The sequence below is a fragment of the Halomonas sp. 141 genome, assembly GCF_002810305.1.
Taxonomy (GTDB): domain Bacteria; phylum Pseudomonadota; class Gammaproteobacteria; order Pseudomonadales; family Halomonadaceae; genus Vreelandella; species Vreelandella stevensii.
Map to the genome: position 1 here is coordinate 1 of NZ_PINZ01000023.1, position 24,703 is coordinate 24,703.

Consider the following 24,703-nt stretch of genomic DNA (forward strand, 5'->3'; position numbering starts at 1 on the left):
TCAGAAGTGAAACCGCTTAGCGCCGATGGTAGTGTGGGGTCTCCCCATGTGAGAGTAGGTCATCGTCAGGCACTTATCCCGTAGAAAGCCCCGAGCACATTGTGTTCGGGGCTTTTTGCGTTTGGCACTTGCGCAAAACCTTCATGGCTCAGGCTGTGGGGGGGGTATGCGTTGATAGGCTGCCTTGGGGAGCCGTTGTTGCTTCGCTGCGATGTTATCATGTGTTTTCGAGAGGGCAGTGACGGCTCCATGTTTACAGAGAGGTGAAAGGTGAGTGACACGATACCCACGGCGTGGCTGGTCTATTGTCGACCCGGTTTCGAGGGCGATACGTTGGCGGAAATGCAGCATCATGCCAAACAGCAGGGGGTGAACTGCGAACCAGCCCATGGGGCCGGATGGGTCAGCTTGACGCGACAGGATGGTGAGGCGATCAATGACCTGCACCGCCAGGCAGCTTTCCAGCATCTCATCTTTGCCAGGCAGAGTCTGGTAGCGCTGCCGCCCTTGGTGCTGTCCCGTGAGGATCGTCTGACCGCCATTCTCGATCAGGTCAAAGCCAGCCGTTGGAGCTTTGAAGAGATTTGGCACGAAACACCGGATACCAACGATGGCAAAGCGTTGTCGGGGTTGATCAAGGCGCTCACTCGCCCGCTGCAAAACACGCTGAAAAAGCGTGGGTCGCTGCGAGGCAAGGCTGGCGGAAGGCGGCTGCATATTTTCTGGACGGACGGAGACCGTGTGCAGCTCGGCATGAGCTTCCCTGACAATCGTAGCGAACTATTGAACGGAATCCGGCGGCTACGCTTTCCCTCCCGTGCGCCAAGCCGCTCGACGCTGAAGCTGGAAGAGGCCTGGCACGAATTCATTCCACGCGATCAGTGGGATACTCGCCTGGCGGAGCACATGCAGGCAGCCGACCTGGGGGCGGCGCCAGGAGGCTGGACATGGCAGCTGGTGCAGCGGGGCATGTACGTCTATGCCATCGATAACGGGCCCATGGACAAAGCCCTGATGGCGACTGGTCAGATCGACCACCTGCGTGAAGACGGCTTTACCTGGGAGCCACCTCAGCGTCTGGATTGGCTGGTGTGCGACATCGTGGACAAGCCTGTACGGGTATTGGCCATGGTAGAGCGTTGGTTGACGCGTAAATGGTGTCGTGAGGCTATCTTCAACTTGAAGCTGCCCATGAAGAAACGCTGGGATGAAGTGACGCGCTGCCTGACGACGCTGGAAGCCTCGTTGGCGTCAGCGGGGGTAAGCGCTAAAATAAGTTGCCGTCACCTCTACCATGATCGGGAAGAGGTGACGGTGCATGTCAGGTTGCTACACTGAGAAGGTGTGCTTGACTGGCTGAACGCTCGCCTAGTACCCCGGCTCATAGATACGAATGGCCTCATCTTCGGTGAGAAGGGGCAAAATGCGCTGCATGGCCATGGCGCGCGCTTCGCTGGCGTGCCACTCTTTCCAGGCGCGCAGGTCACGCCATTTGGTGATCATCAGCCGACGGTCGGTGTGGCCGCGCTCTACCAGCGTTTCACCACCAACGAAGCCACGAATGCCCAATGATACGCGCATGGCTTCGCGTGCGGCCTGCTCGTATTCATCTTCCAGGCCGGGCATGATGCGTCGTTCAATGATGACTTTTATCATAGTGTCTGTTTCCTAACCGAGAGAGTCGATGACTGATCCTACACAAGCCCCCAGTGCTTTCGATGCCGAATTGGACACCACCGGGCTGTACTGCCCAGAGCCCATCATGCTGATGCACAACAAGGTGCGTGACATGGCGTCGGGCCAGGTGCTGAAGGTGGTGGCGACGGACCCTGCGACGACGCGCGATGTCCCCAAGTTTTGTCAATTCCTGGGGCACGAGCTTATCGAGCAACAGGGCTCAGACGACCACTACGTCTACTTTATCCGTTTGGCGTGATACTGGGGAGCCCCGGCAAGGCATGCATAGACCATGGTGCAATGCCTTGCCGGGGTGGCTTCAAGAGCGATCGTCGCTGTCGGAGACCACCATCATGGCCAATGCTTCCAGTGTGGCGGGGTCCTCTTCGAGGATACGATTAGCGATGTGGCGCTGGAAGAAATAGACGGTGTGATGGCGCGAGTGGGCGTCATACAGGCAGTTATCACCCAGCAGGATCGGCATCAGAGTGGCTTTTTGCTCGTCAGCCAGCAGCGCGTCGACGCTGCCGTCGCTGTACAGGCGCCATCCGTAGACTGGCTTCATGTGCCAGGGAGCATTGGGCCGGTTCATGCACAAGGCATGGGTTCCCAGGGTATCGGGAAGCTGCTGGATCAGCGTCACTTCACCGGATGCCTCATACTCGAAATAGCCTGCAGCCGCGACCAGTTCGTCGTACTTGTGGTCGGGGGGAACATCGAAGATTTCATCGGTTTCGGGGTCACGGTAACCGACGAAGCAACCGCTTTCCTCGCTGTCCAGCTCATGGCAGGCCGCCAGAGACTCCATCCAGGGTACCAGCCCGGTAATGCTGCCATCTTCTCTCAAGCCCCAGGCCAGAATGGGGAGACCATAGTAGGTGTCGGGACTCGCAGCGAGCTGGTAAACCATTTCCAGTCCGTCCAGCTCTGGAGCCAGACGAACGAGACATTTTCGCGCCTGCTGACGCTGACGCACGGTATCCAGGTCGATGACCTGGGCAGAGCGAGTTGACAGGGGTGAGCCCATGGTGTCCCTCCTTGTACTGCGTGGTCACGACATTGGCAGACAGTGATTTTCATCTGCCGCTACCTTCACCAATAGCACACCTTGTCTGGAAGGTTAAGCATGGCGAGCATATTTAATGCTGTGTGCAGGGCGCCAGGGTAAGCGCCAACTGACGATGATGCGCCAGAGCCCGTTGAAACTGCTGCCAGGGGGCCTCCGGGTTCTGCATGTCGAGCCAGGCCTGCTGGTAGTCAGACACCGCTGGCGGTGGGCTGACGACATGGGTATCGAAAAGGCTATTCACCGACACCAGCCACTGCTCTGCGCGTTGCTCCAGTTGGCCTACCCAGTCAGGCAGAGCTTCTGACCAACAGCTGCTCCCTGCGTCTGGTTCGGCCTGCGCGATGGCCGCGTTGAGTTCGTTCAGGCGCTGCTCAGCCAGCAGCAAGGCGCGTAGCACTTCGGCAGTCAGCGGACGCTGCTGGAGCGTTTTGAGATGGTTTTCCAGGGTCGAGGAGTCGTGTTGCCAGGCCTGATTGAACTGCTGGGTAATCATCTGCTCAAGATAATCCAGTGCTGCCCGCTGTTCTGCCCAGTCTTGATCGGGGAGCGTGTGCAGAGGGTGACTGGCGCGGGCGAAACTCTTCTCCCACTCTTCCGAGGCAAAGATGGCGTTCCAGGTCGCAAAGGGCAATTGCTCGGTTTTGAGCTGAGTCAGCTGTGCCAGGCGATGGGCGTCATCGTCACCCAGCCGTTCAGGAATATCGCTGTTCCAGCAGTGATCCAGGCGTTGCCACAGCGTGCGCTCGTAGATCCATTGCTGGCTGGGCGGTGCGACACGGCCTAGCTGATTGTTTCTGGCAGCAATCAGGGAGGTGATCTGACACTCGCGTAACGCATAGATGTTGAGCATGCCTTCGCGTATCTCCGGCAGCTCGATCACGCGCTGGCGTCGGTCGGGAAAGGCGCCTATGTTACGGGGCTGCTGGCGTTCAGGAGCGGAAATGCCGAGCTCCTCGGCAGTCGAACGCTGGTAGGCCGCCCAGGCCTCGTCCGCGCTGTTGTCGCCGCAGCCAGCCAGCACCAGGCTGGCTGACACGACGACGGGCATCACGAGGCATGAGCGGTAGAAACTTGAAGGCCGCATGGGGTCACTCCCGTTGACTGATTCGATGTAATCGCCAAGCCAGCAAGATGGCCGCTGTCGTGAGCCCTGCAATCAGGCCGATCCAGTAGCCGTGTACCCCCAGCGGCTGTGACTCACCGCCCATGCCATAGGTTCCCAGCCAATGACCGCCCCCCAGCCCGACGATCCAGTAGGAAAGGACGGTGATCACCATGACGATGCGGGTATCCTTGTAGCCTCGCAGCGCGCCGGCCAGATTCACTTGCAGCGAGTCCGACAGCTGAAAGATGACCGCCAGAGCGATGATCGTGAGCGCCAGGGCCTGAATGTCGCTATTGGAGGTATACAGGCTGATGACCGGTGCGGCAGTGAACCAGAGCAGCGTGCTGTTGAACGCGGCGACGATCACGCTGATCACGACACCGTTCCAGGCAACCTTACGGGCCAGGGAAAGGCGCTGCTGCCCCAGCGTATTACCGACACGCACCGTCAGTGCCATGCTCAGTGACATGGGCAGCATGAACAGGATCGAGGTATAGCTCAGCGCGATCTGGTGAGCCCCCACGGTCACTTCACCAAGGCTGGCAATGAACAGGGCGATCAGCGTGAACAGCGTCACTTCGACAAAAATCGCGACGCCGATGGGCACCCCGACCACGAGCAGCTCACGCACGCCTGACCACTGTGGCCAGGTGGCACCATGCCACAAGGAAACGCTGCGGTATACCGTGCCACGACGCGTGTAGAGAGCCATGGCAATGGTCATGGTCCACATGGAGAAGGCCGTGGCAATGCCACAGCCAAAGGCGCCCAGCGCGGGTAGCTGCTGCAGCGTATCCGGCAGCGCGGCGCCGAATAGGCTGACCAGCCCATCACCCCCGTAGATCAGCACATAGTTGCTGGGAATATTGACGGCCAGGCCAACCAGGCTGATCCACAAGGCTGGCCGGGTATGGTTCATGCCATCCGAAAACGCTCTCAATGCCTGAAATAGCGCGATGCCTGGCATGCCGAAGGCCACCGCGCTCAGGTAAGCAGCCGACTCGGTGGCCACTGCCGGTGGCACGTTCATCAGCTCGAAGATCGGCATGACGGCCGTACGCAGCAGCAGGGCGGCCAACAAGCCCAGCGCCAGCGCCACCCAGAGCGCCTGATGCACGGCGGGGCGAATGGCGCCGTTGCGTTGGCCTCCCAGCAGTTGGGCCACGATGGGCGTCAGCCCCATCAGCGTGCCGGTCATGAACAGCATCAGAGGCATCCACAGGCTGGAGCCTACCGACACCGCCGCCAGCGACGTGGCGTCATGTCGTCCAGTCATCATCACATCGACGACGCTCATGCCTGCCTGAGCAAGCTGCGCACCACAGATGGGCAGCGCCAGGGCCATGAGTGTACGTGTTTCAGGCCAGTAAATTTTCTTGATATCGCTAGTGAAGCCGCCCAAGGTATGGTTCCTATTTAGCAAAGAGACCCAGTAAAAGGCGATAGAGTAGCAGGAGTCGCTATACCTCGCGCTCTCCTCTTTAGCCAAGGATGGGTCCCTCGTTATACTAGTGCAACGTTCATGAGTGAGATAACGGTGTGACTGACCCGCAAGAGCGCTGGACGCTCGACGATATTACCGCGCTGTTTGATGGGGTGTTTGCAGACCACTATCAGACTCGGCTGATTCGCGGTGGCGATGAGCCGCTTTACCGCCCGATGAGTGAGCAAACGCCTTACCATCAGGTGATCTTTGCACGGGGCTATTTTGCCAGTGCGTTACATGAGATCAGTCACTGGTGCATCGCAGGCGCAAAACGCCGCCAGTGGGAAGATTATGGCTATTGGTATTACCCGGACGGGCGCACGGTGGAACAGCAACGGGCATTTGAACAGGCCGAAGTGGCCCCCCAGGCGTTGGAGCAACTGTTTACCCAAGCGTGTGGCCGTACGTTCCATGTCAGTGTGGATAATTTGGGCGGCGCGGGCGAGGTGGACCGGGAGGCTTTCGCAAGACGCGTAGCAGCGCGGGCCGAGCACTACCGGCAAGAGGGACTGCCCCTGCGCGCCAATGCGTTTCGGACGGCATTGGCGCGCTACTATCAGCACCAGGACACGCTGGAGCAGGCGATTCGGCAGGGGCACCGCCTGCTGGACGATGCCCTGGTGAAGAAGGGTTAGTCAGCCTCGGACAACTGCTGATGCAGGGTCAGCATGACCTCGATTTCGTGCTCGGGGCGCATGGGTTCGAGGCCCAGGTCGTTGAAGGTATCGCTGCGCAGGCGATGCCATTCACTCGCGCTGAGGGTTTCATACAGCACTTGTGCGGGTGCCAGCTCCACAAAAGGGTCCAGCCCGTAGGTGTCGAACAAGCGGGCCAGGGCGGCCTCATCCTCGCCGTTGTCACTGGTGTACAGCGTGGCCGAGAAATGATCGTTCTCCAGCTCGCGGATCACATCCAGCGGGCTGACCCCCAGACTCTCCAGCTCTTCGATGCTGTAAGCCCCCATGACATTGCTGTCTTCGGTAATCCAGCTGTCATCCGGCTGGATCAAGGTCTGCTTGATGCGCCCATCGGGCAGTGACCATGCAATCGACAGCGGCAAGCCATTGTCTTCACCTATCTCTATGGCAATAAAACCGGGGTAGTCGGCCATGGTTGTCGTTCCTTCTAGGTATCCGTGTCGATACGGAAAAATTGCAGGGCGGTCCGGGTGGTCGCCGCCGCGAGTTCAGTGTCACTTACCTGATGCCAACGAGCAATCTCCTGCACGATCCAGGGCAGCAGGGCAGGCTCATGGCGTCTGCCTTTCAGCTTGGCGGGCAAATTACGGGGCAGCAAGTAAGGGCAGTCGGTTTCGACCATCAATCGATCCAGCGGGATCTCGCGCACCAGGTCACGCAGGTGATGCCCGCGCCGCTCGTCACAGATCCAGCCCGTCAAGCCGATGTGCAGGTCCAGCTCTAGATAGCCCCGCAGCGTTTCACGGTCTGCGGTAAAGCAGTGGATCACCGCGTGGCTGATATCGTCGCGCCAGTGGTGCAGGATCTCACGCATGCGCTGGCCTGCATCACGCTCATGAAGAAACAGCGGTAGCCCGGATGCCGCCGCCAAGGCCAACTGCGCTTCAAAGGCGCGCTCCTGCTCCTGCGGTGTGGAAAAGTTGCGGTTGAAGTCGAGCCCGCACTCACCGACCGCGACCACCTCGGGCAGTGTATAGAGATTGCCCAGCGCCTGCGCCACGTCTTCGCTCCAGCCACTGGCATCATGGGGATGTACCCCCGCAGTGGCGTACAGCCCCGCAAACTGCCGAGCCATCTCGACGGCCTGCCTGGCGTGGGCGACATCCGTTCCCGTGACGATCATTCTGGTCACGTTGGCGGCTCGGGCTCTGGCGATTACGTCGCTCAAGTCGCGCTGAAAGCTCTCATGGGTCAGGTTGGCGCCAATGTCGACCAGCGGTGTGCTGGGGCGAAACTGTAGCGCTTCAGGTAATGCGTCGTGTGCTTGCTGAGTCGCCAATGTGGTCATCTCTCCTGTGGGCCAGTGGCCCCATTGTAACGCTGGTGCCGCTTGGCTCGCCAACGCAAGCCGCCATGAACGTGGCAAGTAATCACACTGCAAATGGCATGAATTGCAAAAAAACTGGCTCAATAGGTAAACAGTGCAGGCCTGTTTGCTCTTACCATGAAAATGAGTCACCGCCATGCCCGTGATTCAATGAGTGAAGGCGCAACGCCAGCGTTGTGATTTTCACCTCAATAACAACAATAGCGAGGTACCCTCATGCCGTTATCACGTCGTTTCACCCTGTCTGCGTTAGCCTCTGCGGTGGTTGCTGCAGGCTTCGTTCCGTTCGTTGCCGCCCATGAAGGGATTTCTGATAACGAAATCCGCATTGGCTATCTGGCCGATATGTCAGGCGTTTACCGCGATCCTATCGGTCCTCTGGGGCTCGATGCCATTCAGATGGCGATCGAGGATATTGGCGGCAGTGTCAACGGTGCGAATATCGTGGTGTTCAGTGCCGATGATCGTAATAGCCCTGACGTGGGCTCCAGCGTGGTGCGTGAATGGATCGATGAGCGCAACGTCGATATGGTCACGGGCCTGGTGGCATCATCGGTCACGTTGGCGGCTGTCAGTCTGCTGCAGGAGGCCGACAAGCTGGGGCTGGTGAATGGTGCCGTCTCCTCTGGCGTGACCAACGAACACTGCTCTACGAATCATATTCACTGGGTGTATGACACCTGGGCAATGTCGAACGGCACCGCCAAAGCCATTACCGAAGAAGGCTACAAAAATTGGTACTTGTTGAGTGCCGATTACTCTTTTGGTCATGCGTTGGAAGCAGATGTCGAGCGTGTGGTCACTGAAAACGGTGGCACCATCGTAGGGCGTGCGCGTCATCCATTCCCCAATAACGACTTTTCATCGTTCATGTTACAGGCGCAGGCCTCTGGTGCTGACGTCATTGCGTTGAATAACGCGGGCGGGGACACCATCAACGCGGTTCAGACGGCGGGGGAGTTTGGTATTACCCAGGCCGGGCAAATCCTGGCGGGAATGGTGCTGTTCAGTACCGATGTGCGCAGTATCGGGCTGGAAAATGCCCAAGGGCTGCAGTTCACCAAAGCCTGGTATTACGACTTGAACGAGGAAACCCGCGCTTGGGCAGAACGCTTCCGGGAGCGTACGGGCAGCATGCCTACCATGGTGCACGCTGGCCTCTACTCCAGCACTCGCCACTACCTGGACGCCATTGCCGCCACCGGGACAGACGATACCCAGACGGTGCGTCAGCAGATGGCCGACACGCCTATCAACGATATCTTTGCCCAGAACGGCTATATCCGCGAAGACGGCCGTATGGTCCACGACATGTACCTGGTGGAAGTCAAAACCCCGGCAGAGTCAGCAGATGAAGACGACTTGTTCCGAGTGGTCCGCACCATTCCTGCCGAGGAAGCGTTCCGGCCACTGTCTGAAAGCGTCTGCCCACTCGTAAAGGGTTAAACAGCCATGACGTCTGTAGATAACATTCATCGCAATACGATTGGCGCTGCGCTTGACCGCAGCGCGCGCAAGCATGCCCAGAAGCGGGCCTTGACGTTCGGCGAGCGTACGTGGAGTTATCAAACGCTCAATAACGCGGCCAACCAGGTCGCAAATGCGCTGCTGGAAGCAGGGCTGGCGCCGGGCGACCGCCTGGCGGTATACGGTAAAAACTCGGATGCCTATGTGATCGCGTGGCTGGCCTGTAGCAAGGCGGGCCTGATTCACGTCCCTGTCAATTTTGCGCTGAGCAGTGACGAGCTTCGCTACATTCTGGAGCAGTCGGGCGCAAAAGGGGTACTGAGCGACGCGGTGCTAGGTGACAAGGTTCGCGCTGCCGTCGCGGGGCTGTCGCTGGTCGTCAACGGTACCCTGCAGGCGGAGGGGGCATCGCTTCAAGAAGACGCCTTCGACGTACTGGCGTGTACCCACGGGGTTCATGCTTCTCTGGCTCATGCTGCCCATGAGCCAGACGTCGCGCTGGAGGGGGTCAGCGTCGCCCAGTTGTTATATACCTCTGGTACCACGGCAGCGCCCAAGGCTGCCATCATGAGCCATCAAGCGCTCATAGCCGAGTATATGGCGTGCATGGTGGCGTTGGATATCCAGGCAGATGACGCCGTGCTGGCAGCGCTGCCCTTGTACCACTCGGCGCAAATGCACGTGTTTCTGATGCCTGCGCTACTGCTGGGAGCGTCCGTCATTCTGTTGGAGGCCCCCCTGCCGGAAAGCTGCCTGGCTGCCATTTCACAGCACCAGATCAGCTCTTTTTTTGCCCCACCTACCGTGTGGATCAGTCTGTTACGGCACCCTCACTTCGATCAGTACGATCTCTCGAGCCTCAGAAAAGCCTATTACGGTGCCTCCATCATGCCGGTGCCGGTACTCGAAGAGATGCAGCAGCGCTTTCATGGTGTCGGCCTGTACAACTGCTACGGACAGAGCGAAATAGCGCCCCTGGCGACTGTTTTGCGACCAGAAGAGCATGCCGAACGACCGGCCTCTGCTGGACGACCGATTCTCACGGTCGAAACGCGCATCGTCGATCTGGAGGGCAACGATGTTCCGCCTGGAGAGCATGGGGAAATCGTCCATCGTTCTCCGCAGCTCATGCTGGGCTACTGGGACAAACCCGAGATGACCGCGGAGGCATTTCAGGGAGGCTGGTTCCACTCTGGAGACGTGGGGTATGTCGATGAAGCGGGCTATTTGTACATCGTCGACCGTATCAAGGACGTGATCAATACCGGCGGTGTGCTGGTCGCCAGTCGAGAAGTGGAAGAGGTGCTGTTCAAGCACACGGCGGTTTCAGAGGTGGCGGTCGTGGGGCTACCCGATGACAAATGGATCGAGGCGATTACCGCGGTGGTGGTGCTCAAGGAGGGGCAAAGCGCCAGTGAAGCGGAGCTGATTCGACACGCCAAGGACCTGATCGCTCCTTACAAGGTACCCAAGCGGGTGATGTTTACCGACGCACTGCCCAAGAGCACGGCAGGTAAAATTCTCAAGCGCCATCTGCGCCAGGCGCTGGGAGAGTCATGATGGACGACCAGGAGCTGGGGCTCTTTCAGCCCATGATTACCCGCTGTTTAGCGCAGGAAGTAGCGCCTTTTTACCAGCAGTGGGAGGAGGCAGGAGAAATACCACGCTCCCTGTGGCTGGCGCTGGGGGCGGCAGGGCTGTTGGGTATTGACCTGGCAGAAGCGTACGGTGGCTCAGAGGCCGATATCGCCATCACGCAAAGGGTGCTCGAAGAGATGTCTCGTCAGGGCTTTGGTGGCCTCGCCAGTGCCTACAACATCCACGCCAATATCGTCATGCCGTATGTCCAGAAGCTGGGGACACCTGGGCAGAAGGAAAAGTGGCTGCCGCGCATGGCCTTGGGGGAGTGCCTGGGGGCCATTGCCATGAGCGAACCCCACGCCGGGAGTGATTTGGCTGCGATGAAAACCCGCGCCACGCGGGTAGAGGATGGCTGGTTGCTCAACGGTGGCAAGCTGTTCATCACCAATGGTCAGGTGGCCGATCTGGTGATCGTGTGCGCGAAAACCGATCCCAGTGCCGGCGCCAAAGGGGTCTCGCTATTTTTAGTGGAAACGTCGCTGCCCGGCTTTTCCCGAGGTAAACCGATCAAGAAAATAGGCCAGCATGCCAGCGACACTGCGGAGCTGGCCTTTGATCAGTTGAAGTTGCCCGCAGACGCGCTATTGGGCAACGAGGGCGAAGGGTTTCGTTACCTCATGCAAGAGCTGCCTCGTGAGCGTTTGGGGGTGGGCGCCCAGGCCCTGGGGGCAATAGAAGGGGCGCTAGCGCTAACCCTCGAATACGTCACCCAGCGGGAAGCCTTCGGCCAGCGGCTTGCCGATTTTCAAAACACCCGCTTTACGCTGGCGCAGCTCAAAGCCCAGCTTGACATGGCCCGGGCTTACTTCGAGCAGTGCATGGAGCGGTATCGGCAAGGCAGCATGAGCAGCACCGAGGCGGCGATTCTTAAATTACAGCTGAGCGAACTGCAGTGTCATGCGGTGGATCGCTGTCTGCAGCTGTTTGGTGGCTATGGCTACACTCATGAGTACCCCATTTCGCGCTTTTATCTCGATGCTCGGGTACAAACCATTTATGCCGGCAGCTCCGAGATCATGAAAGAAGTGATTGCGCGCTCGCTGCTGGGCAAAGCCTCTTGAGCAAGAGGTCCAAAAAACGGTCGACAAGGAGTCTATATGCAGTTGGATAGCGTGGTGATTGTAGGAGGCGCGCGCACCGCCATCGGAGGGTTTGGCGGTTCGCTATCCGCCTTCGCCCCCCATGAATTGGGCACCATCACCGCCGTGGAAGCCCTGCGCCGGGCCGGGGTGGAGGGCGCCGACATCGATCATTCGGTTTATGGGCATATCATCACCACTGGCCCGCAGGATGCCTATCTGGCCCGCCACATCGCACTCAGTGCAGGCGTTCCCAAAGAGGCCGGTGCCTTCAACGTTAATCGCCTGTGCGGCTCTGGCGTCCAGGCGGTGGTGTCTGCGGCTCAGCAGATTGTCCTGGGCGACAGTCGCCTCGCCTTGGCGGGCGGTGCCGAAAGCATGTCTCGCGGAGCCTACGTGTTGGCCCCGCAGGCGCGCCACGGTATTCGCATGGGGGACACCCGCATCGAGGATTTGACGCTTGGCGTGTTGAGTGACCCGTTCGGCAGTGGTCACATGGGGATCACCGCTGAAAATATCGCGCAGCAGTACGGTTTCAGCCGCGAGCAGTTGGATCAATTCGCCCTCGAGAGCCATCAAAAAGCAGCGCGGGCACTATCGGAAGGCCGCTTCGATGAGCAGATCGTGCCGGTAGAGGTGACCCGGGGCAAGCAGACGCTGACCTTTGCCCGTGATGAGCATGTCCGGGAAGACGTGGTGCTCAGTGATCTGGCCCGGCTGAAACCGGCTTTCAAGCGTGAAGGGGTCGTGACCGCAGGCAATGCCTCAGGGATCAACGATGGCGCCGCCACCCTCGTACTGGCCCATGCTGAAGAGGCCCGGAAACGAGGGCTCACCGTGCGTGCGCGGTTGCGGGTGGCCACCACGGCGGGCGTGGAACCATCACTGATGGGGTTGGGCCCCATTCCCGCCGTCAAGCGTTGCTTGCAGCAGGCTGGATTGACCATCCACGATATCGATGTGATCGAATCCAATGAAGCCTTTGCGGCCCAGGCCATGGCGGTGGCCAGCACGCTCGATTTTCCGCTGGAAAAGCTCAACCCCAATGGCGGTGCGGTCGCTCTTGGGCATCCGGTGGGGGCCACCGGCGCCATTTTGATCCTTAAAGCGCTGCATGAGCTGGAGCGCATTCAGGGGCGCTTTGGACTGATTACGCTCTGCATTGGTGGCGGGCAAGGTATCGCGCTACTGATCGAGCGTTAAGTTGCCCCAGACATCCAACAACAATCAAAGGTACGTTTTATGCCGACGATAACGCCAAAACTGCTCCCTTCGACATCCTCCGCCACCAACCCTCCCATGCTGATCAAGGATCTGTTGGAGTCTGGCGTTCGCATGGCGGGCAATAATCAGATCGTGTACCGCGATCAAGGCCGTCACGACTACCGCCGTTTTCAAGAGCGTGTCCATCAACTGGCCCATCTGTTGACGGCGCAGGGAGTGCAGGCAGGAGATGTGGTGGCGGTGATGGATTGGGATAGCCACCGCTATCTGGAATGCTTTTTCGCCATTCCCATGATAGGCGCGGTGCTGCACACTGTGAACGTCCGCCTGGCACCCGAACAGATTCTCTACACCATGCAGCATGCGGAAGACGTCTTCGTGCTGGTGCATGAGGACTTCGTGCCTCTGCTGGAGTCGCTGGCGCAGCAACTGCCCGATATTCGTGGCTACGTGCTTTGTCAGGAAGAGCGCCGTGACGTTTCGACGTCGCTGCCACTGGTGGGGGAGTTCGAGGCCCTGCTGGCTGACCAGCCCAGCCATTATGATTTCCCCACGTTCGATGAAAATGGCGTGGCCACGCTGTTCTACACGACCGGCACGACCGGCAACCCGAAAGGGGTGTTCTTTACTCACCGTCAGCTGGTGTTGCACACGCTGGGCGAGGCCAGCACGTTCCAGGCGCCTGGCTTCGAGCTGTTGAACCGAGACAAGGTGTATATGCCCATTACGCCGATGTTTCACGTACATGCCTGGGGCGTCCCTTACACCGCCACGCTGCTGGGCGCGACGCAAGTGTACCCGGGCAAATACGAGCCGGAGATGCTGGTGAAGCTGCTGGTCAGTGAAAAGGTCGATTTTTCTCACTGCGTACCGACACTGCTCAACATGGTGGTGAGCGCGGAGGCCATCGCGACGAAAAAAGTCGATTTGACTGGCTGGAAAGTGCTGGTCGGAGGCAGCGCCTTGACCCAGGCGTTGGCAAGCCGTGCCTGGGCGCTGGGGATCGACACCCGCAGCGCTTATGGCATGTCGGAAACGTGTCCTCTGCTCACTGCCGATATCTTGCCGAAGGAGGTTGCGGAGGCTGACTTCGAAAGCCAGCTTCCCTGGCGCTGCAAGGCCGGTCTTCCGGTGCCGTTCGTGCGGCTGCAGGTGGTCGATGTGGACGGTCAGCCGCTTCCTCATGATGGCCAGAGTGTGGGGGAAGTCCGCGTACAAGCGCCCTGGCTCACCCAGGCTTACTACAAGGAAGAGACGCGTAGCGAAGAGCTATGGCGAGAGGGTTGGCTGCACACCGGGGACGTGGGGTCGCTGGATGCGCATGGCTTTTTGGCCATTAGTGATCGTATCAAGGACGTCATCAAGACCGGCGGCGAGTGGCTGTCCTCCCTGGAGCTGGAAAGCTATATCAGTCAATGCCCCGGCGTCGCTGAGGTGGCGGTCATCGGCGTGGCGGATGACAAGTGGGGGGAGCGCCCCGCAGCGCTCGTCGTACCCAGCGACCTCAATCGGCCGCCTACCGTCGAGGCGATTCAGGGGTTCATGGAGCAGTTCGTGGCGCAGGGCAAGCTCAACCGTTGGGGAGTGCCTTCATTGATACGTTTCGTCGATGAAATACCCAAGACCAGCGTAGGCAAGCTGGATAAAAAACGTATTCGCACGGAGATCTAGCGGCTCAGAGCGCGGTGCCTGCTGTCTGCGCTTTGCGGTAGGCAGCAGGCGAATTGCCGGTCCATTGCTTGAAGGCTCGGCTGAAGCAGGCCTGGTCCTCGAAGCCGAGGGTTTCGGCCAGCGCGGAGAGCGGTTCCCTGCTGCGGGTCAATACCTGAATGGCCACGTCCCGCCGATACTCGTCCTTTACCGCCTGAAAGTGGGTGCCCTCTGCCTGCAAGTGGCGTGAAAGAGTACGGACGGACACGTGCAGCGCATTGGCCACGTCGTGAATGGTGCTGGAAGAAAGCCGGTGGCGGTGCAGATACTCCCGCACGCGATGGGTGGCGATACGGTCTTCGAAAGAGACATAAAACCAGTCTGCTGGCGCACGCTGCAAAAAAGCACCCAGGTGCTGTTTGCGTTGTCGGACGGGATGTTCCAGAAAAGCCGTATCGAAATAGACCGCCGTTTTCGGCTGGTTGAAGGTCACCTTGCCTGGATAAAAATAGAGATAGTCAGCTCGGTGGGCGGGTTGCGGATAGCTGCACTCCATCAATATGGGCGGGATTTTTCGCGCGATCAGCCAGGAAGCAATGCCGTGAAAGAGCTTCAACATCAGCTCATGCACCAGAATGTGGCTACCCTGAAGCGGTTTGTGCTCCTCGAGGGCCATACGAGCCAGGTCGCCCTCCACGGAAAAACAATAGCCAAAGTCATCCAGCACAATACGAAAAAACTGGGTGTAGCGATGTAGTGCGATACGCAGCGTGGGAGCATCCAGCATGCTGAGGCACAGCAGTTTGAGAGTGCCGCAGCGCAGTGGCCGAGAGAAAAAGCCGGGCGTCTCATCGTCGAACTCCACCGCCAGAAGCCGGTAAAGCTGGGCAAACTGTTCCACCGTTACACGGCCATTGGGAGCCTCGAGCAAGAACGGGGAAATGCCAGACAGCATCAAATAGCGCGTGGCCGCTTGCCCGGTGGGAGCCAAGCCACGAAACAGCTCGTTGACAAAGTGCATGGAGACGGTAACGGTCACGCTTTTCCACCCTGTAAGTGCCACAAGACAGCCGTAGGCGTTGCCCCTTTCACGCTGGACGTTAGCACGTTGTACCGTCGGGCTCTATATGAGTGCACCGTTACAGGGATCCATGCGTTACACTGTGCGCCTCACGACGAAGGAGGACACTGCGTGACCCTGTTACGACTCGAACAGCTGCAACTCGCTTACGGCACCCAGGTACTATTGAATCGCGCCGACCTCACGGTTGAAAAGGGCGAGCGGTTGGCGCTGGTCGGGCGCAACGGCACCGGTAAATCCACCCTGTTGAAACTCGTGGCAGGCGACATCCAGGCGGACGACGGCACCATCTGGCGCGCGCCGGGGCTGAAAATCGGCGTGCTGGCTCAGGAGCTGCCCGAATCATCGGGCATGACGATTTTTGACATGGTGGCCCAGGGGCTGCCCGAAGCGGGCGAGCTGCTGTCGGAATACCAGCATCTGATCAACGACCCCGACCCGGACATGAACCGCATGGCCACGCTGCAAACGCGGCTGGAAGCGATTGATGGCTGGTCGTTCCACCAGCGTATCGACGTGGTGCTGACGCGCCTGGGCCTGCCGCCCGAAGCAGAGATGAGCGCGCTCTCCGGTGGCTGGCGTCGTCGCGTGGCCCTGGCCAGGGCGCTGGTGTCGGAACCGGACTTGCTGCTGCTGGATGAGCCCACCAACCACCTGGATCTGGATACGATTGCGTGGCTGGAAGAGCAACTGCTGGCGTTCAATGGCGCCGTGCTGCTGATCACCCACGACCGTGCCTTTCTGTCGAAGTTGGCCACCCATATTCTGGAACTGGACCGTGGCAAGCTGGGCCGCTACCCCGGCGTGTACGCGGAGTATCAAGAGCGCAAGCAGCACGAGCTGGAAATCGAATCGCGTGAAAATGCGCTGTTCGACAAGAAGCTGGCCCAGGAGGAGACCTGGATCCGTCAAGGAATCAAGGCGCGCCGAACCCGTAACGAAGGGCGCGTGCGGGCTCTGGAAGCGATGCGCAATGAGCGCAGCCAGCGCCGTGAGCGCCAGGGCACGGCCAACCTGACCGTGGACAGCGGCGAGCGCACGGGCAAGCGGGTGGTCGAGCTCAAGGGCGTTAGCCAGTATTTTGGCGACGACACCATCTTGCGCAACGTCAATCTGGAAGTCATGCGCGGCGACCGTATCGGTTTCCTGGGTCGCAATGGCGCGGGCAAGACCACGCTGTTGAAAATCCTGCTGGGAGAGCTTGCTCCAAGCGAAGGCAGCGTGCAGCTGGGCACCAACCTGAAGGTGGCCTACTTTGACCAGCTTCGGGCGGGGCTGGAGCTGGAGAAAACCGTTTACGACAACGTGGCGCAGGGCAGTGATCGGGTCTCTGTCGGCGGCAAGGACCGCCATGTGATGAGCTACTTGCAGGATTTCCTGTTCACGCCGGATCGTGTGCGTCAGCCGGTCAAGGCGCTGTCGGGGGGCGAGTCCAACCGCCTGCTGCTGGCCAAGCTGTTCACCCAGCCTGCCAACGTGCTGGTGCTCGATGAGCCCACCAACGACCTGGACATGGAAACCCTGGAGCTGCTCGAAGAGCTGCTGCTCGACTTCGATGGCACGCTGCTGCTGGTCTCCCACGACCGTACCTTCATGGACAACGTGGTGACCAGCATGCTGGCCTTCGAAGGGGAAGGGCGCGTGCGCGAGTACGTGGGTGGCTACACCGACTGGATTCGACAAGGTGGCAAGCTGCCCCCGGCCCCTTGGGAGGGTGCTGCCCGCCAGCAGACGGAGCCGACATCGGCACCTGCACCAGAAGTGGTCGAAAAACCTGTCAACGAGCCTGCCAGGAAGTCCGTGAAGCTCTCCTACAAGCTGCAGCGAGAGCTGGATGCGCTGCCTGCCGAAATAGAGCGGTTGGAGCAGGCAGTCGAGACGCTTGAGCAGGAGGTGGGCGATCCGGGGTTTTACCAGCAGGAAGCCACCGCCGTGACTGCCAGGCTGCAAGCCCTGGAAAAAGTGCAGCAGTCGCTGGAAACGGCAATGGAGCGCTGGATGGAGCTGGAGGCGATGGCGAACGGCGAATAGCCTTCAAGGCGCTACAAAAAAGGCCCCGTAAGGGGCCTTTGGCGTTAGGGTCGGTCATGGCCGATCACTCGTCGCTTTTTTCGCCTTTCTTGCCGACGCGCACGGCCAGCACGTCGCACTGGGCGCCATGTAGCACGCCGGTGGACGTAGAGCCCAGTAGCAGGGCAAAGCCGTGGCGGCCGTGGGAACCCACCACGATGAGATCCACATTGTGCTCATCGGCAAAGCGATGGATCTCGGTATCGGGCATGCCCACCACCACGTGCTGGTCGGCGGGCTCGACGTGCGGAGCGGCAATGTCGGCCAGACGCTTTTTCGCGTGGTCGTCCAGCTGGTCCTGAATGCTGGTCAGATCCATGGGTATGTCGCCACCGTAGGCGAAGCCCAGCGGCTCCAGCGTGTGCATGATCGAGAGCTTGGCGCCGTTATTGCGTTCGGCAATCGCCACGGCGCGTTCAAGGATCTTGTGCGAGTCCTTGGTGAGGTCGACGGCGACCAGAATGTGGTGATAGCTCATGGCGTATCTCCTTGGTGGTATTTAACAAAGAGAAGCTTCGTTAGATAACCTTACTTTAGGCCGGGTAGTGGCGCTGCACAACGACCTGGATCATGGTTTTTTGCAATCGTTGCCCTGCACGGCAATGCAAGAGGTGGCTAAATGGAATGGTTGGTGATTGTTCTGATTCTGCTGTTCGTGATGGCGCCGGTGATGTGGCTCAAGCCCAGCCCCCGCCAGAAGCGCCAGATGGCGCTACGCGACAGTGCGCGGCAGCAGGGGGTGACCATCAAGATGGCCGTGCCGCCGCTGCATCATTTCAAAGGCACCATGCCAGCCTATCGGTGGCGGTTTGGCCAGGAGACGCCGGGGCCGGATTTCGTTCTGGTGCGCGATAGCCATGCCAGCGCGGCACTGGAAGCCTTTCATGCTGGCTGGCGGTGGCGTATTGCGCCGCTGCGACCGCTACCGGAGAGCGCCGACGCCACGCTGCGCACCTTGCTGGAGCGTTTGCCCCAGGATGCGCTGGTGCTGGAGTGCAACTCGTACGCCTTGACGCTATGGTGGTGGGAATCACAAACCGCCGAACGCTTTACCAGCTACCTGGGCGATATCATGACCTTGAAAGTGTCGCTGGGCGGCCTGTCAGACCGCCCCCCAGGCAAGGCGCTGTCGTCAGGCGGTCGACCCTCCTGACGAGATAGCTGTCCTGACGAGATAGCTGTTCGCGGCCGCCGGGGGATCATACCGACGGCTTGTCCTGGTCTCTGGCCTGCATGGCCAGGCCATTGGATTCGATTTGCGCCAGCCACTGGTCCAACTGGATCAGGTCGCTGTCGCTCAACCCGGCGAAGATCTCCTTGCGGGCGGCGAGCACTACGCTGTCGATCTGTTCCAGCAGCGGCATCGCCGCCGGGGTGAGATAAATGCGCTTGCTGCGACGGTCAGTGTCACAGGCGCGCCGCTCCACCAGCCCCTGCTCTTCCAGCTGCCCCAGCGTGCGCACCAGCGAAGGTGCCTCGACGCCAATGGCCCGCGCCAGATAGCACTGCGGGTTGCCTTCGCCGAGCTTCCACAAGTGATAAAGCGTGACCCAGCGCGTTTGGGTCAGCCCCAGCGGTGCTAGCCTGCGGTCGATGATGGAGCGCCATAAATGGGGCAATCGGGCAATACGAAAACCAATAGTTGAAGCCATAGTCGCTAGCTACCAGAAAATGTGAGTGGGCGAATTGTCATAAGCTGCGCCGCTGAATGCAAGGCGTTATGCTAATCGGCGGCGTCTGGGGCCTGCTGGTCAGAACGGCTGCCTGCCACGAATCGCCGTAAATTGAGCGCGCTTAATCCGCTGCGCTGAATGGTGCTGTCGGCCATGGAGGCCTGCTGCTCGTCATCCGAGACCGTGAAGCGGATCAGCCCCAATCGTTGTCCTCCTTCGGTCATGATGTCGACTCGCCAATCCCCTGCGGGGTTTTCAGGGAAGTTGCGTTTATGGCTCCAGGCGCGATACCCCTGTTCACGGCCGCCGTTGATGGTCAGGGCAATACGGTCCATGGGCGTACCATTATGATGCCAGACATGATAAATGGTTTCGCTCAAGCCGCGTGGTGCGCGAATGGCGGTATATACATAGAGCCCATGGGTGCGCAGGGCCTCAGGAGTCAGCGGAGTGGCACCCTGGGGCACGCGCTGCTGGGTATCGAAAGCAGGCGATAGCGCGCTGCCCGTCATCCACAGGCTGGCGGGGGGCACCCAGACGCGGCCAAGCCAGGCGCCGTAGGCCAGCACCATGGTCAAGGCAAGAAAACCACACCAGCGCGCCAGGCTGCGTTGCTTCAGCAGATGCCAGAAGCTGGGCAGGGCCACCAGGACGGTGAGCACCAGCGCCAGCAGCAGGCTTTGCCGGGTGGTCAGATGCAGCATGATCGGCAAGATCACCAGCAGCACCAGAAAGACGCATTGCGCATGAAACATGAAGTACAGGCTGCGCCATCGTCCGGCCAGCTTGTAATACAGTGGGTCGATGATCGATAGCACGGCCATGGCCATGACCAGCAGGGCAAACAGCGCCTGCCCGCTATTCCACACCGTGGTGATCAGGATGAACGGCAGGGTGAAAAACAGCGTCTCCTGGTGAATCATCTGGGCAATGAAAGAGGCAATGCCCTTGGGCAGGGTAGGGTGGCCGCGGCTGGCCAGCAGCCGCCCGATCAGGCTTTCCGACAGCAGCAGAAGCCAAGCCACCAGCAGCCCCACCGCCAAGGCCACTCCCAGCCACTGCTGACGATCCACCAGAAAAAAACTGCCCAGGCCTGCTGCAAATGCCATGGGCGGCCACAGCCAACTCCATGGTTTCAGGCGCTCTACAAGACGCTCGACCCAGGCCTGTACGGCCCGTGTCCGGGCGGGATTCAATAAAGTGCCCATCGTGTGATCGCTCGATTCAATCGTGAAGTGTGATGATTCCTTAGCATACGCACTCATTTCCGCATCCGTCGCAGTCTGCAGGACAAAAACGCAAAAATGATGGCAGCCACTCATGCGCTGCCGAGATTCATGTAAGGTCCCCACAAGGACTATGCTGAGGGCTGGATTAGCCAAAAGTCAGGGGTTGACGTACTCGAGCAACTCCACCAAGCTAAGGCAATCAAACGACCGTATGAATGCGCGGCGGGTTCGCCGAAGCTAACCTGCCCGACACTATGTGGAGAGAGCGCGAATGATCTATCAAGGCAATGCCATCACGGTGGAGCGTCGTGACACCCAGGGTGGCAATGATGTCGCAGTGCTCACTTTCGACCTGAAAGATGAGTCCGTCAACAAGCTTTCCAGTGCCGTGGTGGCGGAGCTGGGAGACGCGGTCAAGGCGCTGCAGGCCGAAAGTGGTGTGCAAGGTCTGATGATCCGCAGTGCCAAGGACGTGTTTATCGTCGGTGCCGACATTACTGAATTCCATAGCCTGTTCGACAAGGGCGAAGCGTACCTGGTGGAGATGAACCTCAAGGTCCACGATATCTTCAACGCCATCGAAGACCTGCCGTATCCCACCGTGACGGCGATCAATGGTCTGGCGCTGGGCGGCGGCTGTGAAGTGCTGTTGACCACCGACTATCGCGTGATGAGCGAGAAAGCCAGGATTGGCCTGCCGGAAACCAAGCTAGGCATTCTGCCAGGCTGGGGTGGCTGCGTGCGCCTGCCGCGTCTGATCGGGGCAGATAACGCCGTGGAGTGGATTGCCGGTGGCACCGAAAACCGTGCCGATGCCGCCTTGAAAGTAGGCGCCGTTGACGCCGCCGTTGCCCATGAGCTGCTGGAAGAGGCAGCGCTGGACATCCTCGATCGCGCCAATGCCGGTGAGCTGGATTACCAGGCCCGCCGCGAAGAGAAAACCTCCCCGCTGAAGCTCAATGCCATCGAGCAGATGATGGCCTTCGAAACCGCCAAAGGCTATGTGGCCGGTAAAGCAGGCCCGCACTACCCGGCACCCGTGGAAGCCATCAAGGTCATTCAGAAAGGGGCCGGAGAAACCCGTGCGCGTGCCCAGGCCATCGAAGCCAAGTCCTTCGCCAAGCTGGCGCTGAGCAGCGTTGCCTTCAACCTGGTGGGGCTGTTCCTCAACGATCAGGTGGTCAAGAAGAAAGGCAGTAAGTACGAGAAGCAGTCTCAGCCGGTCAAGCAGACTGCCGTGCTAGGTGCTGGCATCATGGGTGGCGGTATCGCCTACCAGAGTGCCAGCAAAGGCACTCCGATCCTGATGAAAGACATCAAGGACGATGCCATCGAGCTTGGCCTGAAAGAGGCTCGCAAACTGTTTTCCAAGCAGGTGGAGCGCAAGAAGCTCACCACTGAGCAAATGGCCGAGAAACTCTCCAACATCCGCCCGACGCTCTCTTACGGTGATTTCGGCAATGTCGATCTGGTGGTCGAGGCGGTGGTGGAAAACCCCAACGTCAAGGATGCGGTGTTGACCGAAGTAGAGGGCATGGTGGGTGAGAACACGATTCTTACCTCCAACACGTCCACCATTTCGATCAACCGTCTGGCGAAGAACCTCAAGCGCCCGGAAAACTTCTGCGGTATGCACTTCTTCAACCCCGTGCACCGCATGCCGCTGGTGGAAGTCATTCGTGGCGAGAAAACCTCCGACGCCGCCGTGGCCGCCACCGTGGCTTACGCCCGCGCCATGGGCAAGACGCCCATCGTGGTCAACGACTGCCCGGGCTTTCTGGTCAACCGCGTGCTGTTCCCTTACTTCGGCGGCTTCAGCTTCCTGGTAGAGCAAGGGGCCGACTTCCAGCGTGTCGATAAGGTCATGGAGAAGTTTGGCTGGCCCATGGGCCCGGCCTACCTGCTGGACGTGGTCGGCATGGATACCGCCGTGCACGCCAACGAGGTAATGGCCGAAGGCTTCCCTGACCGCATGGCGCGTGAAGGCAAAACCGCCATACAGGTGATGTATGACAACCAGCGCCTGGGCCAGAAGAACGACAAGGGCTTCTACGCCTACGAAGAGGACAAGAAGGGCAAGCCGAAGAAGGTCAGCGATGAGCAGGCCCATGCCCTTGTGAAAGACGTCGTGAAAGAGCAGAAAGAGTTTTCCGACGAAGACATCGTGGCGCGCATGATGGTGCCGCTGTGCCTGGAGACCGTACGTTGTCTGGAAGACGGCATCGTCGAGACGCCCGCAGAAGCCGATATGGCACTGATTTACGGCATTGGCTTCCCGCCCTTCCGCGGTGGCGCGCTGCGCTACATCGATGCGCTGGGCGTGGCCGAGTTCGTCGCCCTGGCCGACCGTTTGGCCGAAGAGTTGGGACCGCTCTACGCACCTACCGAGAAACTGCGCGCCATGGCTCAGAACAACGAGCAGTTCTACGCGGGCAACACGGCAAGCGCTCAGGCCTAAGTCACCACCCACAGGAGAAATATGATGAGTTTGAATCCGAGAGATATCGTGGTGGTGGACGGTGTTCGTACCGCCATGGCAAAAGCAAAGAACGGCGCTTTCCGTAACGTACGTGCCGAGAACCTGTCCGCTGCCGTGATGCAGGCGCTGTTCAGCCGGAACCCCAATCTGGACCCGTCGGAAGTGGACGATGTGATCTGGGGCTGCGTCAACCAGACCCTGGAACAGTCCATGAACATTGCCCGCAACGCGGCGATCATGACCGGCATTCCCCGTAGCGTGCCTGCGCAAACGGTGAACCGTCTGTGTGGCTCCTCGATGACCGCGCTGCATATTGCGGCGGCCAACATCAAGGCCGGCATGGGCGACTTCTATGTGATTGGTGGCGTGGAGCACATGGAGCACGTGCCCATGGCCCACGGCGTGGACGTGAACCCGGCAGCCAGCAAGTACGCTGCCAAGGCGGCCATGATGATGGGCCTGACCGCCGAACTGCTGGGCAAGATGCACGGCATCTCCCGCGAAGACCAGGACAAGTTCGGCGTACGCTCGCATCAGCGCGCCCAGGCAGCCATGGAGAAGGGCTACTTCGATAACGAGATCATCGGTGTCGAAGGCCACGACCAGCGCGGCTTCAAGGTATTGGTGAAAAACGACGAAGTGATCCGTGCCGATGCCAGCCTGGAGTCCATGGCGAACCTGAAGCCGGTGTTCGATCCCCGCAGTGGCACCGTCACGGCCGGTACTTCATCGGCGCTGTCGGTGGGGGCCTCCGCCATGGCGGTGATGAGCTACGAGCGTGCCCAGGCGCTGGGGCTGGAGCCGATTGCCCGCGTGCTGTCGACCGGTGTGGCAGGCTGTGATGCCTCCATCATGGGCTACGGCCCGGTACCCGCGTCCAAAAAGGCCTTGAAAGCCGCTGGCCTGTCGGCAGCGGATATTCAAACCGTCGAGCTCAACGAGGCGTTTGCTGCCCAAGGGCTGCCGGTGCTCAAGGACCTGGGCTTCCTCGATGCCATGGACGAAAAGGTCAACCTGAACGGCGGTGCCATTGCCTTGGGCCACCCGCTGGGCTGCTCCGGTTCGCGGATCTGTACCACGCTGCTCAACGTGATGCAGCAGCGCGATACCACCTTGGGTTTGGCGACCATGTGTATCGGTATGGGCCAGGGCGTTGCCACGGTGTTCGAGCGTTTGAAATAACCGCCCGGCAGCCATGTGATCGCAAAACGGCACCTTAGGGTGCCGTTTTGCCGTTTGGAAGGGGGCGCTAATACGGCATCAAAACATGCCGCTATCCAGCCCGGCCGCTAGCGTCATGGCCAGCTCCTCGACCTGTGTGGCAAATGTCTCCTGCCACTCGCCTCGTAAGACCACCGGTTGCTGAACCCAGCGCCAGCGCAGCCCGGTCACGATGCTTTCCACGGCTCGCTGGGTGCCCGTGCCATCGTGGCCAGCGCGAATGTAGAGCGCACAGGGCAAGCCCTGCTTCTCATCCAGTACTGGGTAGTAGCTACGGTCGAAAAAATCCTTCAGGGCACCGCTCATGTAGCCGAGGTTTTCGGTGGTGCCGAGCAGAACGGCATCGCAGGCCAGTAGGTCGGCGGGGCCTGCTTCGAAGGGAGTTTTCACCGTACAGACGACATGCTCGAGATCGGGGTGCTCTGCCCCTCGCCTGGCAGCTTCCCTCAAGGCCTGGGTATTGACGGAAGGGGCGTGAGCGACGATTAATAGCTGTTTCATGGCAAGGACCTGCGCAGTGGCGATTG

23 protein-coding genes and 1 rRNA gene are annotated in these 24,703 nt (G+C 59.9%); 13 read left to right on the plus strand and 11 right to left on the minus strand.

Going from position 1 to position 24,703, the window contains the following annotated elements:
- Window positions 1–71: ribosomal RNA gene (rrf, locus tag CWI66_RS18695) — 5S ribosomal RNA — on the plus strand; the annotation flags it as partial.
- Window positions 72–270: 199 nt separating this feature from the next.
- Window positions 271–1,338 (plus strand): 23S rRNA (cytidine(2498)-2'-O)-methyltransferase RlmM, encoded by a 1,068-nt coding sequence (rlmM, locus tag CWI66_RS11165; RefSeq protein WP_100731692.1) that lies wholly within the window; start codon window positions 271–273, stop codon window positions 1,336–1,338.
- Window positions 1,339–1,368: 30 nt separating this feature from the next.
- Here rlmM and CWI66_RS11170 read toward each other — a convergent pair whose 3' ends face one another.
- On the minus strand, window positions 1,369–1,656 hold the full coding sequence (locus tag CWI66_RS11170; protein WP_016914310.1) for an antibiotic biosynthesis monooxygenase family protein: 288 nt from the start codon (window positions 1,654–1,656) through the stop codon (window positions 1,369–1,371).
- A 28-nt stretch (window positions 1,657–1,684) separates the two neighbouring features.
- On the opposite strand from CWI66_RS11170, the gene tusA reads away from it, so the two are divergent.
- Window positions 1,685–1,936 (plus strand): sulfurtransferase TusA, encoded by a 252-nt coding sequence (gene tusA / locus CWI66_RS11175; protein WP_039179343.1) that lies wholly within the window; start codon window positions 1,685–1,687, stop codon window positions 1,934–1,936.
- Window positions 1,937–1,996: 60 nt separating this feature from the next.
- Here tusA and CWI66_RS11180 read toward each other — a convergent pair whose 3' ends face one another.
- The 3 genes from CWI66_RS11180 to CWI66_RS11190 all read right to left on the minus strand — a co-directional run bounded on the left by CWI66_RS11180 (window position 1,997) and on the right by CWI66_RS11190 (window position 5,253).
- On the minus strand, window positions 1,997–2,704 hold the full coding sequence (locus CWI66_RS11180; protein WP_100731693.1) for a hypothetical protein: 708 nt from the start codon (window positions 2,702–2,704) through the stop codon (window positions 1,997–1,999).
- 112 nt (window positions 2,705–2,816) lie between these two features.
- On the minus strand, window positions 2,817–3,830 hold the full coding sequence (locus tag CWI66_RS11185; RefSeq protein ID WP_100731694.1) for a DUF3080 family protein: 1,014 nt from the start codon (window positions 3,828–3,830) through the stop codon (window positions 2,817–2,819).
- A 4-nt stretch (window positions 3,831–3,834) separates the two neighbouring features.
- Entirely contained in the window at window positions 3,835–5,253 is a 1,419-nt protein-coding gene (locus CWI66_RS11190; RefSeq protein WP_100731695.1) for an MATE family efflux transporter, read from the minus strand.
- A gap of 137 nt (window positions 5,254–5,390) precedes the next feature.
- Between CWI66_RS11190 and CWI66_RS11195 the strand changes: the two genes are divergently transcribed.
- Window positions 5,391–5,972, plus strand: coding sequence for an elongation factor P hydroxylase (locus tag CWI66_RS11195; RefSeq protein WP_100731696.1), 582 nt, complete (start codon window positions 5,391–5,393; stop codon window positions 5,970–5,972).
- Here the strand turns inward: CWI66_RS11195 and CWI66_RS11200 are convergent.
- Complete coding sequence (locus CWI66_RS11200; RefSeq protein ID WP_081136460.1) at window positions 5,969–6,448, minus strand: hypothetical protein; 480 nt, start codon at window positions 6,446–6,448, stop codon at window positions 5,969–5,971. The two genes, CWI66_RS11195 and CWI66_RS11200, sit on opposite strands and share 4 nt — an antisense overlap.
- 14 nt (window positions 6,449–6,462) lie before the next feature.
- Window positions 6,463–7,323 (minus strand): TatD family hydrolase, encoded by an 861-nt coding sequence (locus CWI66_RS11205; protein WP_100731697.1) that lies wholly within the window; start codon window positions 7,321–7,323, stop codon window positions 6,463–6,465.
- Window positions 7,324–7,578: 255 nt separating this feature from the next.
- Here CWI66_RS11205 and CWI66_RS11210 point away from each other — a divergent pair, with 255 nt between their 5' ends.
- Genes CWI66_RS11210 through CWI66_RS11230 form a run of 5 tightly spaced genes read left to right on the plus strand, consistent with a single transcriptional unit; the run spans window position 7,579 to window position 14,444 of the window.
- Window positions 7,579–8,808, plus strand: coding sequence for an ABC transporter substrate-binding protein (locus CWI66_RS11210; RefSeq protein WP_100731698.1), 1,230 nt, complete (start codon window positions 7,579–7,581; stop codon window positions 8,806–8,808).
- Window positions 8,809–8,814: 6 nt separating this feature from the next.
- On the plus strand, window positions 8,815–10,389 hold the full coding sequence (locus CWI66_RS11215; RefSeq protein WP_100731699.1) for a fatty acyl-CoA synthetase: 1,575 nt from the start codon (window positions 8,815–8,817) through the stop codon (window positions 10,387–10,389).
- Complete coding sequence (locus CWI66_RS11220) at window positions 10,389–11,531, plus strand: acyl-CoA dehydrogenase family protein (RefSeq protein ID WP_100731700.1); 1,143 nt, start codon at window positions 10,389–10,391, stop codon at window positions 11,529–11,531. The genes CWI66_RS11215 and CWI66_RS11220 overlap by 1 nt, the downstream gene beginning before the upstream one ends.
- 36 nt (window positions 11,532–11,567) lie before the next feature.
- Complete coding sequence (gene bktB / locus CWI66_RS11225) at window positions 11,568–12,752, plus strand: beta-ketothiolase BktB (protein ID WP_100731701.1); 1,185 nt, start codon at window positions 11,568–11,570, stop codon at window positions 12,750–12,752.
- Between the two features lie 39 nt (window positions 12,753–12,791).
- Complete coding sequence (locus CWI66_RS11230; RefSeq protein WP_100731702.1) at window positions 12,792–14,444, plus strand: fatty acid--CoA ligase; 1,653 nt, start codon at window positions 12,792–12,794, stop codon at window positions 14,442–14,444.
- A gap of 4 nt (window positions 14,445–14,448) precedes the next feature.
- Here the strand turns inward: CWI66_RS11230 and CWI66_RS11235 are convergent, their stop codons facing one another.
- A complete protein-coding gene (locus CWI66_RS11235) occupies window positions 14,449–15,462 on the minus strand; it encodes an AraC family transcriptional regulator (RefSeq protein ID WP_100731703.1) in 1,014 nt (337 codons plus the stop codon).
- Window positions 15,463–15,615: 153 nt separating this feature from the next.
- Between CWI66_RS11235 and CWI66_RS11240 the strand changes: the two genes are divergently transcribed.
- The gene (locus CWI66_RS11240; protein WP_081191921.1) at window positions 15,616–17,535 is read left to right on the plus strand and encodes an ATP-binding cassette domain-containing protein; all 1,920 of its coding nucleotides are present in this window, start codon (window positions 15,616–15,618) and stop codon (window positions 17,533–17,535) included.
- A gap of 64 nt (window positions 17,536–17,599) precedes the next feature.
- On the opposite strand, the gene CWI66_RS11245 is transcribed toward CWI66_RS11240, so the two are convergent.
- The gene (locus tag CWI66_RS11245; protein WP_016914281.1) at window positions 17,600–18,052 is read right to left on the minus strand and encodes a universal stress protein; all 453 of its coding nucleotides are present in this window, start codon (window positions 18,050–18,052) and stop codon (window positions 17,600–17,602) included.
- A 141-nt stretch (window positions 18,053–18,193) separates the two neighbouring features.
- Here CWI66_RS11245 and CWI66_RS11250 point away from each other — a divergent pair, with 141 nt between their 5' ends.
- A complete protein-coding gene (locus CWI66_RS11250; protein WP_081135137.1) occupies window positions 18,194–18,727 on the plus strand; it encodes a preprotein translocase subunit YajC in 534 nt (177 codons plus the stop codon).
- Window positions 18,728–18,773: 46 nt separating this feature from the next.
- On the opposite strand, the gene slyA is transcribed toward CWI66_RS11250, so the two are convergent.
- Window positions 18,774–19,226: a transcriptional regulator SlyA gene (slyA, locus tag CWI66_RS11255; RefSeq protein WP_081191923.1), complete on the minus strand. Its 453-nt coding sequence runs from the start codon at window positions 19,224–19,226 to the stop codon at window positions 18,774–18,776.
- A gap of 71 nt (window positions 19,227–19,297) precedes the next feature.
- Entirely contained in the window at window positions 19,298–20,455 is a 1,158-nt protein-coding gene (locus tag CWI66_RS11260) for a DUF5924 family protein (protein ID WP_081191925.1), read from the minus strand.
- 292 nt (window positions 20,456–20,747) lie between these two features.
- On the opposite strand from CWI66_RS11260, the gene fadB reads away from it, so the two are divergent.
- Both fadB and fadA read left to right on the plus strand, forming a co-directional pair.
- Entirely contained in the window at window positions 20,748–22,934 is a 2,187-nt protein-coding gene (gene fadB / locus CWI66_RS11265) for a fatty acid oxidation complex subunit alpha FadB (RefSeq protein ID WP_016914277.1), read from the plus strand.
- A gap of 24 nt (window positions 22,935–22,958) precedes the next feature.
- On the plus strand, window positions 22,959–24,137 hold the full coding sequence (gene fadA, locus CWI66_RS11270; protein ID WP_052196417.1) for an acetyl-CoA C-acyltransferase FadA: 1,179 nt from the start codon (window positions 22,959–22,961) through the stop codon (window positions 24,135–24,137).
- 78 nt (window positions 24,138–24,215) lie between these two features.
- Here the strand turns inward: fadA and CWI66_RS11275 are convergent, their stop codons facing one another.
- On the minus strand, window positions 24,216–24,677 hold the full coding sequence (locus CWI66_RS11275; RefSeq protein WP_016914275.1) for a flavodoxin family protein: 462 nt from the start codon (window positions 24,675–24,677) through the stop codon (window positions 24,216–24,218).
- Between the last annotated feature and the right edge of the window lie 26 nt (window positions 24,678–24,703).

Excerpts from the sequence above, each read along its gene's own strand:
- fadA (WP_052196417.1), top strand. The coding sequence starts at position 22,959 with ATGAGTTTGAATCCGAGAGATATCGTGGTGGTGGACGGTGTTCGTACC.
- CWI66_RS11215 (WP_100731699.1), top strand. The coding sequence starts at position 8,815 with ATGACGTCTGTAGATAACATTCATCGCAATACGATTGGCGCTGCGCTT.
- CWI66_RS11170 (WP_016914310.1), bottom strand. The coding sequence starts at position 1,656 with ATGATAAAAGTCATCATTGAACGACGCATCATGCCCGGCCTGGAAGAT.
- fadB (WP_016914277.1), top strand. The coding sequence starts at position 20,748 with ATGATCTATCAAGGCAATGCCATCACGGTGGAGCGTCGTGACACCCAG.
- bktB (WP_100731701.1), top strand. The coding sequence starts at position 11,568 with ATGCAGTTGGATAGCGTGGTGATTGTAGGAGGCGCGCGCACCGCCATC.
- CWI66_RS11200 (WP_081136460.1), bottom strand. The coding sequence starts at position 6,448 with ATGGCCGACTACCCCGGTTTTATTGCCATAGAGATAGGTGAAGACAAT.
- CWI66_RS11230 (WP_100731702.1), top strand. The coding sequence starts at position 12,792 with ATGCCGACGATAACGCCAAAACTGCTCCCTTCGACATCCTCCGCCACC.
- CWI66_RS11275 (WP_016914275.1), bottom strand. The coding sequence starts at position 24,677 with ATGAAACAGCTATTAATCGTCGCTCACGCCCCTTCCGTCAATACCCAG.
- CWI66_RS11250 (WP_081135137.1), top strand. The coding sequence starts at position 18,194 with ATGGAATGGTTGGTGATTGTTCTGATTCTGCTGTTCGTGATGGCGCCG.
- CWI66_RS11210 (WP_100731698.1), top strand. The coding sequence starts at position 7,579 with ATGCCGTTATCACGTCGTTTCACCCTGTCTGCGTTAGCCTCTGCGGTG.
- tusA (WP_039179343.1), top strand. The coding sequence starts at position 1,685 with ATGACTGATCCTACACAAGCCCCCAGTGCTTTCGATGCCGAATTGGAC.
- CWI66_RS11245 (WP_016914281.1), bottom strand. The coding sequence starts at position 18,052 with ATGAGCTATCACCACATTCTGGTCGCCGTCGACCTCACCAAGGACTCG.
- CWI66_RS11220 (WP_100731700.1), top strand. The coding sequence starts at position 10,389 with ATGGACGACCAGGAGCTGGGGCTCTTTCAGCCCATGATTACCCGCTGT.
- CWI66_RS11260 (WP_081191925.1), bottom strand. The coding sequence starts at position 20,455 with ATGGGCACTTTATTGAATCCCGCCCGGACACGGGCCGTACAGGCCTGG.
- CWI66_RS11185 (WP_100731694.1), bottom strand. The coding sequence starts at position 3,830 with ATGCGGCCTTCAAGTTTCTACCGCTCATGCCTCGTGATGCCCGTCGTC.
- CWI66_RS11205 (WP_100731697.1), bottom strand. The coding sequence starts at position 7,323 with ATGACCACATTGGCGACTCAGCAAGCACACGACGCATTACCTGAAGCG.
- slyA (WP_081191923.1), bottom strand. The coding sequence starts at position 19,226 with ATGGCTTCAACTATTGGTTTTCGTATTGCCCGATTGCCCCATTTATGG.
- CWI66_RS11180 (WP_100731693.1), bottom strand. The coding sequence starts at position 2,704 with ATGGGCTCACCCCTGTCAACTCGCTCTGCCCAGGTCATCGACCTGGAT.